The sequence below is a fragment of the Enterobacter sp. CP102 genome (genome assembly GCF_025152625.1).
Lineage (GTDB): Bacteria > Pseudomonadota > Gammaproteobacteria > Enterobacterales > Enterobacteriaceae > Enterobacter > Enterobacter soli.
The window spans coordinates 2,240,902-2,254,158 of the sequence record NZ_CP104014.1 but is presented as its reverse complement, the minus strand read 5'-3'; the positions used below and the strand labels follow the sequence as shown (position 1 = coordinate 2,254,158).

Sequence of the window (13,257 nt, the reverse complement as noted above, 5' to 3'; positions counted from 1 at the left end):
TTAGTGTATAACGGGCCAGCGGTTCACGCTGGCCCGTTATTATTACGACTGCAAATAAACCACCTGAGTTTGCAGATATTCGTTCAGACCATGTTTCCCGTCAGCCCCGCCAATCCCGGACTTACGCCAGCCCGCGTGGAAGCCCTGCATCGCTTCGAAGTTTTCGCGGTTGATATAAGTTTCGCCAAACTTCAGCCCTTTGATGGCCTTCATCGCCACGTTCAGATCCTGCGTATAAACAGAAGACGTCAAACCGTAATCGCTGTCGTTGGCCATTTTCAGCGCCTCTTCCAGGGTGTCGAACACCACCACAGGCAGCACCGGGCCGAAGGTTTCTTCGTGCATGATGGACATCTCCTGACGGACATCCAGCAGCAGCGTTGGCGGGTAGTAATAGCCTTTGCCCTCAACCGCTTTACCGCCGAGCACCACTTTTGCCCCTTCCTGCACCGCACGTGCCACTTTTTGCTCTACGCGTTCAAGCGCGGCGGCGTTAATCAGCGGGCCCATCGCAATATCATTGCGTTCGGCCGGGTTGCCAAACTGCACGGCTTTCATCGCCTCACCCAGACGGTTCACAAAGCGGTCGTAAATGCCCTTCTGCACATAAACACGCTCGGCACAGTTACAAACCTGCCCGGTGTTGATCACGCGCGAATCCACAATCGCCTTCACCGCCAGCTCAAGGTTCGCATCGTCCATCACGATAGCCGGCGCTTTACCGCCCAACTCCAGGCCAACCTTAGTGATGTTTTTCGCGGCGGCAGCCATGATTTTCTCACCGGCGCCGACGCTGCCCGTCATGCTCACCATCGCCACTTTCGGGTTGCCCGCCAGCTCCTGACCCACGGTTTCACCGCGCCCCAGCACGAGGTTAAATACCCCTTTCGGCAGGCCGATTTCATCCACAATTTTGGCAAAAGCAATGGCGTTATTCGGGGTGAACTCGCTCGGCTTGATAACGATCGTGTTGCCGGTCAGCAGCGCGGGCGCAAGCTTGCGGGCAATCAGGAAAAACGGGAAGTTCCACGGCAGAATGCCGGTGGTCACGCCAAGCGCGCGTTTGAAGACCAGGATATTTTCGCCAGGCCTGTCGCTCTGGATGATTTCCCCTTCGTAGCGACGCGCCCACTCGGCCATGTAGTCGATATAGTCGGCAGTAAATGCCACCTCAACCTCAGCCAGCTGCTGAATTTTCCCGCCTTCGGCCACAATTAAGGCGCTGATTTCACTGGCACGCTCGCGAATACCGGCCGAAATTTTTCGCAGCCAGTTGGCACGCTGGATCGCTGGAAGCGCTTCCCAGTCGGCCTGGGCGCGGTCGGCGGCTTCGATAGCTTTCCGCGCGTCTTCAGCGCGACCATCGGGAATACGGGAAATGACCTCTTCGGTTGCCGGGTTGATCACATCAATCCAGGCATCACCCTGCCAGGCAACAAACTGACCATCAATATACATCGGATGTTGTACGGGTACTGTCATGACCTGCTCCTGTAATTACACTGTTTTTGACAAGTAAATTTATTGTTAAAAACTACAATCACAGGGCAGCATTCCTACCCTATCGCGCTGTTTTTGTGAGATATCTCATAAAAGAATCGCGTCAGCAGACTTTTATAATTACAAATTGGCAACATAAATTGCCCGTTTGCGGAAAACCCTGCGCAAACGGGCAGCAGGCTAGATAAGTGAGCGGCTGGTCAGGGCGTCGGTCAGAATGGTATCGCGGCGTAAAATCTCCCATGCCCGGAGTACCGCATCTGGGAAATCAACGTGCGCGATAAAGTCGCGCCCCGCAGGGCCATACCCGCTGGCATCATCAAACAGGCGCGGCAGCTCCCCCAGCACCAGCGAAAGATAACGATCGACAGGCCAGACACCTTCGCCGCCACCGCAAAATATCAGCCCCTTGTCGCTGTTTTGCAGCTGCGGGATTAACCCCGGGTGGCTAATCCACTGCGGTGATACCGGTTCATCGCGGCAGACACGGGCGAAGGTCGCCATGGTGCGTCGTTGCATGGTCGGATCCTGAACCACCAGCACATGCTCCGCCTGAGGGAGTTGTTGCTTCATCATATTCCAGCTAAAGCGTGCATTCTCGCCACAGTTCGTTGACTGATCGTCAACCCGGATATGTTCCGGCGGGATCTGCCAGAACTGGCGCGCCACATCCGCGAGGATGCTGGCTTCCGCCCTGCCCGTGGTGGCAATAGCGTGGTAGCGAGGGTGATGGGCAATTTCGGCATACAAAAACGACGTGGAATGGCCGATCCCACCGCTAATCAGCAGCGGGACGTTTTGCGCTGCCGCAATCCGACAGGCCGCATCAATGGTCGGGATCACCGCATTGCCCGCCAGCACCACAAAATCAATGTTCTGCGCAGCTATGCCTGCTTTTACATCATCCTGCGCCAGCCATTCACCCACAGTATTGACGGCAGCCAGTGTGTCGTCCGGTAAGCACGGAAAGATCGCCCGGTTCATTGTGTACTCCTTAAGCGCTTTTCTGTTCAGGGTAGTGGTTTTTTCCTGACAAAACAGAGGAGCACTCTGAAAGCCGGGACACAAAACCCGCTCAATTTGTCATCTTTCTGAAATAACCAGAAACATCCAAAAATCGGCGGGTTGCACCTGCATTTTATGCTTTTAATGGCAATGCATACAAAAGATCATACCAGCCATGCCGCCAATAAAAGCACCAGGCGCTGCTTATTTCACCGTGATCTGACCAGTATCTGCCCCTCACCGCTTGCCAAATTCAACATCCAACCCTAAGTTGCTTAACAATTTCACAACCTTTTACTTTCTGCAGGTTGCACCTGAAGCGCACCAGGTGACACCTCTTTCATCATCTACGTGGCGGGGTTAGTAGTCATGACACAACATGAAAGTACGACGACAGTATTACGAAAAAACAAAAAAGTCTTAATCGCGAGCCTCACCGGCAGTGCCATTGAATGGTTTGACTATTTTCTCTACGGCACAGCAGCCGCACTGGTGTTTAACAAGATCTTCTTCCCGATGGTCGACCCGGTCATTGGATTGATTCTTTCCTACCTTTCATTCTCATTAACCTTTTTCATCCGCCCTATTGGCGGAGTTATCTTCGCCCACATCGGGGACCGTATCGGGCGTAAAAAAACACTGGTGTTAACCCTGTCGCTCATGGGGGGTGCAACCGTCATGATAGGTTTGCTGCCGACCTACGAGATGATTGGCATGTGGGCGCCTGCTCTGCTTATCCTGATGCGTATTATTCAGGGGATGGGGATTGGCGGCGAATGGGGTGGCGCGCTGTTACTGGCTTACGAATATGCACCGGAAAAACGCAAAGGTTTCTTCGGCAGTATTCCGCAGGCGGGCGTGACCATCGGGATGCTGATGGCGACCTTTATTGTGTCGCTGATGACGCTGTTCAGCGAAGAGGATTTCCTCTCCTGGGGCTGGCGTATTCCGTTCCTGTTAAGCTCCGTGCTGGTGCTGATTGGCCTGTGGATCCGTAAAGATATCGATGAAACGCCTGATTTTAAAAAGGTGAAAAAGTCGGGCCAGGTTGCCAAAGCACCGCTGCGCGAGACACTGAAACACCACTGGCGCGAAGTGCTGATTGCCGCCGGGCTGAAGGTTGTCGAAACGGCGCCGTTCTATATTTTCTCCACCTTCGTGGTCAGCTATGCCACCACCACCCTGACCTTCCAGAAATCTCAGGCGCTGGAGGCGGTCACGCTGGGCGCGCTGGTGGCAACCATCATGATCCCGCTGATGGGGCTGTTGTCTGACAAAATTGGTCGTCAGCGGATGTATGCGGTGAGCGTCTTTATCCTCGGCTTGTTTATCGTGCCGTGGTTTATGTTGCTCAACACCGGCACAACCTGGGGCATTGTGACGGCCACGGTTATCGCCTTTGGCGTGCTGTGGGCACCGGTCACCGCCGTACTGGGCACGCTGTGTTCTGAAATTTTCAGCGCTAACGTTCGCTACACAGGTATCACGCTAGGTTATCAGTTAGGCGCTGCGCTGGCGGGCGGTACTGCCCCGCTGATCGCCACCGGCCTGCTGGCGAAATACGATGGCGACTGGGTGCCAGTGGCCTGGTATCTGGCCATCACCGTGGTGATTTCGTTGATTGCCATCTTCTGCGCCAGTCGCGTGAAACGTGGCCCGGCTATCCGGGCGCAACCTAACGAGATGTGATCCTCAGGCGGCCCCACTCGCGGGCCGCTCTTATTCCTTACCCGCCCCCTCAACAAATGATTAACATACGATAATCATATTCACTTGAATTATGATTTGCGTCAGACGTAGAATCATTAGCCCACTAACTATTCAACTTTTCCAAAGGTAAACGACGTTATGCGCCTGCCTCAACGCGATCCTTATGCTCCTCGCGAGTGGCAGCCACACGAGAAACCCGCCCTGCTGGGTTCACCCTCTACGCCGATCCACAGCACGCCCCGGCGTATTGCTTATGGCGTTGTCGGTTTACTGGTCTGTTTGACCGGGGCTCTGGGAAATGCGGTTGTCACCGCCAACCTGCAGAACTTACAAGGTACATTTGCCGCCTGGTCGACCGAAATCGCCTGGCTGCCTGCCGTGTACGTCATGACCAACGTTTCCATCAACCTTCTGCTGGTGAAATTTCGCCAGCAGTACGGTCTGCGGGCGTTTACCGAAGGGTTTCTGGTGCTGTATGTGCTGGTGACCTTTTTCCATCTGTTTGTGAACGACCTCAGTTCTGCGCTAATGGTACGCGCCGCGCACGGCATGGTGGCCGCCGCGCTCAGCTCTCTGGGGATTTACTATCAGATCCAGGCCTGGCCCGCGAAGCATCGCCTGAAAGCGCTGACCATCGGCATCACCGGCTCGTCACTCGCCATCCCGATTGCCCGCCTCTTCTCTACCGAGCTGCTACAGCTGGATGAGTGGCGAGGGCTCTATTTCTTCGAGCTTGGCCTGGCGCTGGTATCCCTGGCCTGCGTGATGGCGCTGAAACTCCCGCCAGGCGATCGCAAAAAGGTCTTTGAGAAGAAAGATTTTATTACCTTTATCCTGCTTGCGCCGGGGATGGCGCTGCTGTGCGCGGTGCTCTCTTTAGGCCGCCTTGACTGGTGGTTTGAAGCGCCATGGATCGGCTGGTCACTGGCGTTGTCACTGGTACTTGTCGTGTCGGCTGTCGTTTTCGAACATAACCGCACCAACCCTTTGCTCAACACCCGCTGGCTCTCGAGCGGCAGTATTGTTCGCCTGGGGCTGATTATGCTGCTGATCCGTATTGTGCTGGCAGAACAGAACACCGGGGTGATTGGCTGGCTCCAGTACGTTGGTTTGCAGAATGAACAGATGACGCATCTGGCATGGTCCATCTTTGCCGGGATCGGATGTGGGATTGCCGCCAGCTGTATGACCATCAAACCCACAAAGCTTCCCTGGCCGATTATCACCTCGCTGGTGCTGATGATTGTCGCGTCTTTACTGGACAGCCAGTCCACTGACCTGACCCGCCCGGATCAGCTTATGCTGAGCCAGTTCCTTTTGGGCTTTGGCAGCGCGTTTTTCCTGGCACCGGCGATGCTGGCGGGGATTGGCGGCGTGATTGCCGACCCGCGCAACCTGGTCAGTTTTTCCGTACTGTTCGGCATGAGCCAGAACATCGGCGGCCTGTTAGGCTCCGCCATTCTGGGGACCTTCCAGACCTGGCGCGAGAAGTATCACTCCAGCCTGCTTGCCGACCAGCTCACCACGCTTAACCCGCTGGTCAACGACCGTATTCAGGCCTACAGCCAGCTGTACCAGAGCCAAATCGGCGACAGCGCCTTGCTGGGCACCCAGGCGATTACCCAGCTTCAGACGGTCACCAGCCTTGAGGCAAACATTCTGGCCTACAACGACACTTACCTGCTGACGGCGAGCATTGCCGCCGCCACGCTGGTGTGGATTTTATGGCGCTTGTTGCGCCTGCGCATAACCGCCCGTATGGCATTGAAAAAAGCCACTGGTAACAAATAATTGAGATAAACAAATGATGTTTCTGGAGATGTTATGAGTCAGCAGGATGCCGCCACCGGGCAGGCGAATACCCGCAAAAATGTGCGCATTGTTTCTGTTTTTACCGCAGCGGCCATCGGCATTGTCGGGGTTCTGGTGATCCTGTATGCCTGGCAGTTGCCGCCGTTTACGCGCAGCTCGCAGTTTACCGATAACGCCTACGTGCGCGGCCAGACAACCTTTATCAGCCCGCAGGTGAACGGCTATATCACCGAAGTAAAGGTGCAGGATTTTGTGCAGGTCAAAAAAGGCGACCTGCTGTTGCAAATTGATGACCGCATTTATCGCCAGCGCGTGCATCAGGCGCAGGCGCAACTGGCAATGAAAATTGCCGCGCTGAATAACAACCTGCAACAGCGTAAAAGCGCTGAGGCGGTGATTGCACGTAACGATGCAGCGCTGAAAAATGCCCGCGCCCAGAGTCTGAAGACCCAGGCGGATTTAAAGCGCGTGAAGGATTTAACGGCAGACGGCTCGCTCTCCATTCGTGAACGCGATGCCGCGCTGGCGAGCGCTGCACAGGGCAGTGCAGATATCGACCAGGCAAAAGCCACGCTTGAGATGTCGCGCCAGGATTTGCAGACGGTAATCGTCAATCGCGGTTCGCTGGAAGCCGATGTCGAGAACGCCAAAGCCGCCCTTGAGCTTGCGCAAATCGACCTGCAAAACACCCGCATCGTCGCCCCGCGCGACGGGCAGCTTGGGCAAATCGCCGTGCGCCTGGGGGCGTATGTCACCGCTGGCACGCACCTCACTACGCTGGTTCCGCCACAGCACTGGGTAATTGCCAATATCAAAGAGACGCAGCTGGCAAATCTTCGTGTGGGGCAATCGGTGAAATTCACCGTCGATGCCTTGAACGACAAGGCCTATGAAGGCCGTGTGGAGAGCATCTCTCCGGCTACGGGTGTTGAATTTAGCGCCATCACCCCGGATAACGCCACGGGTAACTTTGTGAAGATTGCCCAGCGCATCCCGGTACGCATCGAAGTCCTCGGCAAACCTGAAGAGTCGGCGTTGTTACGCCCAGGGATGTCCGTGCAGGTGACCATCGACACCCGGGAGGCGAAACAATGACGCTTCGCCCGATTGCCGGTTTACTGCTGGCTTTACTGCTGGCAGGCTGCCAGTCCGTAGATGTTGCCCCTGCCAAATCGTCACTGCATATCCCTGCGCAGTGGCGTGCTGATGCAGGGCCTGCCAGCCCGGCGGAGCAGCTCTGGTGGCGCAACTTTCACGACAGTCATCTGAACCGCTATGTGGATGAAGCGCTGAAGAATAACAGTGACGTATTGATTGCCCGCGAGCGTATTAACGAATATCAGGCGCGCGTCTACGCAGCCGACGGCAGCCTGTTCCCATCGCTGGATGCCGGAGTCACCGGTGCGCGGGCGCGTTCGCAATCTGCCGCGACCGGGCTGCCCATCTACAGCACGTTGTACAAAGGCAGCCTTACCGCCAGTTATGATGTGGATCTCTGGGGAGTGAATCGCAGTACCGCCAGAGCGGCTGAAGCCACCCTTGAAGCACAAAAAGCGGCGGCGGCCGCAGCCGACCTGACCGTGGCGTCTTCGGTGGCGTCGGGTTATGTCACTCTGTTGTCTCTTGATGAGCAGCTTCGCGTCACGCAAGCCACGCTGAAATCCCGTGAACAAGCCTTTAATCTGGCAACCCGGCAATATCAGGCGGGCTACAGCTCACGCCTCGAGCTGATGCAGTCTGATTCGGAATTACGCTCGACGCGGGCGCAGGTTCCACTTTTGCAGCACCAGATTGCACAGCAGGAAAACGCCCTGAGCCTGTTGCTTGGCGGCAACCCCGGCAGCGTGGCGCGCAGCGAGAATTTTGAATCTCTTACGCCACTGCATTTGCCCTCACAACTGCCTTCGACGCTGCTCAACCGCCGCCCGGATATTGTGCAGGCAGAACGACAGCTCCTTGCTTCCGATGCCACGCTTGCAGCATCCCGCGCCAGTCTGCTGCCGTCGATCAACCTGACCGCCAGCGGATCGGTGCAGGATCGTACCTTGCCCGGCCTGCTGGATAACCCGCTGCAACTCTGGAGCGTGGGCGGCAGTATTCTGGCCCCTATCCTTAACCGCCAGGCGCTGAATGCCCAGGTTGATATTTCCCAGTCGCAGCGCAACCAGGCGCTGTACGGATATGAACAGACGGTGCGTAACGCCTTTCGCGAGGTGAATGACAGTCTGGATGCCATTACGCGCTATCAGGAACAGCTGACAGAGCTTCAGGCGCAGCAGGATGTGGCGCAGGAAACCTTACGAATTGCGCAAAACCGCTACAACAACGGCTATTCTTCCTATCTGGATGTGCTGGATGCCCAGCGAACGCTGTTCTCGGTACAAACGAGTGTAGTGCAGGTGAAAAATAACCTGCTGCTGGCGCAGATAGATTTGTATAAAGCGCTGGGCGGCGGGTGGTCCAGTGCCTGAAAACCTGCCCGGTGGCGCTGCGCTTACCGGGCCTACATTTCGCCCGTAGGCCGGGCCAGCCGGCAATTACCCTCAGGAGTCAATCTATGCAACAACAGTGGTCTGCCGTAGATAATTTCATGATTTCTTGTCTTATACCTCAGGATGACGTGCTTCAGCAGGTACTTGAAAACAATAAACGCGCCGGGCTACCGGAACATGATGTCGCCGCCAATCAGGGACAACTTCTGGCGCTGTTTGTCCGTATGACGCAGGCGAGGCGTGTTCTGGAAATCGGCACTCTGGGTGCATACAGTTCAATCTGGATGGCGCGCGCCCTGCCAGCAGACGGGCAACTCATCACCCTGGAAGCAGACCCGACCCATGCCGATGTCGCCCGACGGAATATTCATCTGGCAGGTCTGGACACGCGCATCACCTTGATTGAAGGCCCAGCGCTGACATCACTTGAAAAGCTGGGTGATGTTCTGCCGTTTGATCTGATCTTTATTGATGCCGACAAGCCAAATAACCCGGGTTATCTGGAGTGGGCGCTGCACTATTCCCGCCCGGGTACGTTGATTATCGGCGATAACGTGGTACGCGACGGCGAAGTGATTAACGGGCAAAGCGACGACGCGCGTGTACAGGGCGTGCGGCGGTTTATTGAGATGATTGGGGATAACCCGCGTTTAACCGCCACCGCGTTGCAAACGGTGGGGGTTAAGGGGTGGGATGGATTTACGCTGGCGATGGTGAACGGGTGAAAATTGTGCGGCCTGATGCCCTCACCCCGGCCCTCTCCCACAGGGAGAGGGAGAAAACCGGGCAAGGGTTTTAAGCGGAAATCTGCTCCATCGCCTGCAAAATACGCTTATCCGAAATTGGATACGGCGTCCCCAGTTGCTGCGCGAAGAAGCTGACGCGCAGCTCCTCAATCATCCAGCGGATCGCCTGAACGTCTTCATCGTCACGGCGGGCTGGCGGCAGTTTGTTGAGCCACTGCTGCCAGGCCTGCTGCACGCTTTCCACTTTCAGCATTTGCGCGCGATCGCGATGCGGATCCACGGCCAGCTTCTCAAGGCGTTTTTCAATCGCAAGCAGATAGCGCAGCGTGTCTCCCAGACGCTTAAAGCCGTTGCCGGTGACAAAGCCACGGTACACCAGCCCCGCCATCTGGGCTTTTACGTCCGACAGCCCCAGCGCCATGGTCATATCCACGCGCCCTTTCAGGCGTTTGTTGATATTGAACACGGCCGTCAGGATTTGCTCTACCTGCCTGGCGATATCGACCACGGTGTCGTTCAGCTCTGCACGCACTTTATCGTGCAGCTTCGCAAACGCCTCTTCCGTCCACACCGGGCCGCCCGCCTCGTCGATAAGCTTGTCCACGCCGCAGGAGATGCAGTCGTCAATCAGATCCAGCACTTTCCCGTACGGGTTAAAGTAGAGCCCCAGCTTGGCTTTGTTCGGCAGTTTTTCGTGCAGATACTTAATCGGCGACGGAATGTTCAACAGTAGCAGGCGGCGTAAACCGCGCCACATCATCTGCTGCTGCTCCAGCGGATTATCAAACAGCTTAATCGCGACACTGTCACGTTCATCCACCAGCGCAGGCCAGGCTTTCACCTTGTAGTTTCCGCGTTTCTGCTCGTAGCTTTCCGGCAGTTGACCAAAGCTCCAGATATGCAGCCCGCTCTGTTCGATACCGTCATCCGCCACGGCAGACAGGGTTTCCTGCACCTTACCTTTGAGCGCATCTTTCAGCTCCGTCAGGGAACGCCCTTCCTGGAGCTTTTTATTTTTATCGTCCACCACGCGGAAGCTGATTTTCAGGTGATCGGGCACCTGATCCCAGTTCCAGTCGTCGCGGTCGATGGTCGTGCCGGTCATACGCCGGAATTCACGTTCCAGCGACTCCAGCAGCGGCAGTTCCAGCGGCGTGACGCGGCCCAAAAAGGCTTCGGCATAGTTTGGCGCCGGGACAAAGTTACGGCGCACCGGTTTTGGCAGCGACTTAATCAGGGCAATCACCAGCTCACGACGCAGGCCGGGGATTTGCCACTCAAAACCACTTTCATCCACCTGGTTTAACAGCGGCAGCGGGATGTGTACCGTGACCCCATCGGCGTCTGCCCCAGGCTCGAACTGATAGGTCAGACGCAGCTTCAGGTTGCCCTGATGCCAGAAGTTCGGGTAGTCAAGCTTGCTGACCGACTCCGCCCCTTCTTTGATCAACATGCTCTTTTCAAAGTTGAGCAGGTCTGGCGTCTCTTTACTGGCTTTCTTCCACCAGCTGTCGAAGTGGCGCGCAGAAATCACATCATGGCTGATGCGCTGGTCATAAAATTCGAACAACGCATCGTCATCCACCAGAATGTCGCGGCGGCGGGATTTGTGCTCAAGCTCTTCCACTTCAGCGCGCAGTTTCAGGTTGTCACGGAAGAACGCGTGGCGCGTCTGCCAGTCGCCTTCGACCAGCGCATGACGAATAAACAGCTCGCGGCACAGAGCCGGATCAATCTGGCTGTAGTTAACCTTACGCGCCGCCACCACAGGCAGGCCGTAAACGGTCACTTTTTCGGTCGCCATGACCGCGCCCTGCGCGCGTTCCCAGTGCGGTTCACTGTAGGAGCGCTTCAGCAGATGCTGAGCAACCGGCTCAACCCATTCAGGGTCGATGCGGGCAGCAATACGCCCCCACAGACGGCTGGTTTCCACCAGTTCGGCCACCATGGTCCACTTCGGCGGTTTTTTGAATAAACCCGAGCCCGGGAAGATGGAGAAACGGGCGTTACGCGCACCGGTAAACTCCTGCTTATCAGTGTCTTTCATCCCGATATGGGACAGCAGGCCCGTCAGCAGTGAAATATGAATTTCGCGGTACTCAGCCGGCTCGCTGTTCACCGGGATACCCAGCTCTTTCACTACCTGGCGCAGCTGGGTGTAGATATCCTGCCACTCTCGCACGCGCAGATAGTTAAGGAAATCAACCCGGCACTGACGACGGAACTGATTAGACGACAGTGCTTTCTGTTGCTCGCCCAGATAGTTCCACAGGTTCACAAAAGCAAGGAAATCAGACTCTTTGTCGTGGAAACGGCGGTGTTTCTCATCGGATGCCTGCTGTTTATCCATCGGACGCTCGCGCGGATCCTGAATGGAAAGCGCCGAGGTGATGATCATCGCCTCGCGCACGCAGCCATGTTTTTGCGCTTCCAGCACCATACGCGCCAGGCGCGGGTCAACCGGCAACTGGCTGAGCTGACGCCCCTGCGGGGTCAGTTTATACGCCGTGGCCTGCTCGTCTGTGGTGATGGCGCCTAACTCTTCCAGCAGGCGCACGCCGTCCTGAATGTTGCGTTTATCCGGCGCTTCCACAAACGGGAACGCGGCAATTTCGCCCAGCCCTAACGCGGTCATTTGCAGAATGACGGACGCCAGATTGGTTCGCAGGATCTCCGGGTCGGTAAACTCCGGGCGCGAGAGGAAATCGTCTTCAGAGTACAGACGAATACAGATCCCTTCCGATACACGGCCGCAACGCCCTTTTCGCTGATTCGCAGAGGCCTGGGAAACCGGTTCAATCGGCAGGCGCTGCACTTTGGTGCGGTAGCTGTAGCGGCTGATACGCGCCGTACCCGGGTCGATAACGTATTTAATGCCCGGCACGGTCAGTGACGTTTCCGCCACGTTGGTTGCCAGCACGATACGACGCCCGCTGTGCGCCTGGAATACGCGGTTTTGCTCGCTGTTCGAAAGACGGGCATACAGCGGCAGGATCTCGGTGTGGCGCAGGTCACGCTTGCTTAGCGCGTCGGCGGTATCACGGATTTCGCGCTCGCCGCTCATAAAGATCAGGATATCGCCCGCGCTTTCGTTCCCCAGCTCATCGACGGCATCGAAAATAGCCTGCAACTGGTCGCGTTCGGTATCGTCCGCCTCTTCAACAATCGGGCGATAACGCACTTCCACCGGGAAGGTACGGCCAGAAACTTCGATAATCGGCGCATTGTTGAAATGCTTCGAGAAACGTTCCGGGTCGATGGTCGCGGACGTAATGATGATTTTCAGATCCGGGCGGCGCGGCAGTAGCTCTTTCAGATAACCGAGCAGGAAGTCGATATTCAGGCTGCGTTCGTGCGCTTCATCGATGATGATGGTGTCGTACTGCATCAGCAGGCGATCCTGCTGGATTTCCGCCAGCAGAATACCGTCGGTCATCAGCTTGACCATGGTGTTATCGCTGACGTGATCGCTGAATCGCACCTTGTAACCAATGCAACCGCCTGGCTCCGTTTGCAGCTCTTCGGCAATACGGTTCGCCACGGTACGCGCCGCCAGACGACGCGGCTGCGTATGGCCAATCAGCCCTTTCACCCCGCGCCCCAGCTCCATACAAATTTTAGGCAGCTGCGTGGTTTTCCCGGACCCCGTTTCCCCCGCCACGATCACCACCTGGTGGTCGCGTACGGCGTTGAGGATGTCCTGTTTCTTCTGGCTGACCGGCAGGTTTTCCGGATAGGTGATCGCCGGGCGTGCGGCTTCGCGCAGCACAACTTTCCCTGCCGCCTGTTCAATCTCTTGCGCCATCTCCTGGTAAATGGCCTGTTGTGCATCAGGATTTTTAACCTTCTTCACGCCATGCAGACGGCGGGCAAAACGCTGTTTGTCCCGCAGCATCAGGGAATCGAGCTGTTGCAGGAGCATCGGGAAGGATAATTTTTGTTGTTCTGTCATAGCGTTAACGGGCAGAGCTCTGCCTGGTAAAATCTCTTTT

General features: G+C 56.4%; 8 protein-coding genes. 5 read left to right on the top strand and 3 right to left on the bottom strand.

Annotation, left to right across the window (positions count from 1 at the left end; all coding sequences use genetic code 11):
- Nucleotides 1–42: 42 nt before the first annotated feature.
- The gene (gene aldA / locus N1249_RS10625; RefSeq protein WP_259837598.1) at nucleotides 43–1,482 is read right to left on the bottom strand and encodes an aldehyde dehydrogenase; all 1,440 of its coding nucleotides are present in this window, start codon (nucleotides 1,480–1,482) and stop codon (nucleotides 43–45) included.
- 198 nt (nucleotides 1,483–1,680) lie between these two features.
- The gene (locus N1249_RS10620) at nucleotides 1,681–2,484 is read right to left on the bottom strand and encodes a YdcF family protein (RefSeq protein ID WP_259837595.1); all 804 of its coding nucleotides are present in this window, start codon (nucleotides 2,482–2,484) and stop codon (nucleotides 1,681–1,683) included.
- Nucleotides 2,485–2,874: 390 nt separating this feature from the next.
- Here N1249_RS10620 and N1249_RS10615 point away from each other — a divergent pair, with 390 nt between their 5' ends.
- The 5 genes from N1249_RS10615 (at nucleotide 2,875) to N1249_RS10595 (ending at nucleotide 9,244) form a co-directional block, all read left to right on the top strand.
- Complete coding sequence (locus N1249_RS10615; protein ID WP_259837593.1) at nucleotides 2,875–4,194, top strand: MFS transporter; 1,320 nt, start codon at nucleotides 2,875–2,877, stop codon at nucleotides 4,192–4,194.
- A 159-nt stretch (nucleotides 4,195–4,353) separates the two neighbouring features.
- Nucleotides 4,354–6,006: an MFS transporter gene (locus tag N1249_RS10610; RefSeq protein ID WP_409193165.1), complete on the top strand. Its 1,653-nt coding sequence runs from the start codon at nucleotides 4,354–4,356 to the stop codon at nucleotides 6,004–6,006.
- Between the two features lie 33 nt (nucleotides 6,007–6,039).
- Nucleotides 6,040–7,122 carry an HlyD family secretion protein gene (locus N1249_RS10605; RefSeq protein ID WP_259837591.1) on the top strand — a complete coding sequence of 361 codons (1,083 nt, stop codon included), beginning with the start codon at nucleotides 6,040–6,042 and terminating at the stop codon, nucleotides 7,120–7,122.
- Entirely contained in the window at nucleotides 7,119–8,498 is a 1,380-nt protein-coding gene (locus tag N1249_RS10600) for an efflux transporter outer membrane subunit (protein WP_259837589.1), read from the top strand. The genes N1249_RS10605 and N1249_RS10600 overlap by 4 nt, the downstream gene beginning before the upstream one ends.
- Nucleotides 8,499–8,584: 86 nt before the next feature.
- A complete protein-coding gene (locus N1249_RS10595) occupies nucleotides 8,585–9,244 on the top strand; it encodes an O-methyltransferase (protein WP_259837587.1) in 660 nt (219 codons plus the stop codon).
- 70 nt (nucleotides 9,245–9,314) lie between these two features.
- Here the strand turns inward: N1249_RS10595 and hrpA are convergent, their stop codons facing one another.
- Entirely contained in the window at nucleotides 9,315–13,217 is a 3,903-nt protein-coding gene (hrpA, locus tag N1249_RS10590; RefSeq protein ID WP_259837585.1) for an ATP-dependent RNA helicase HrpA, read from the bottom strand.
- Nucleotides 13,218–13,257 lie beyond the last annotated feature (40 nt).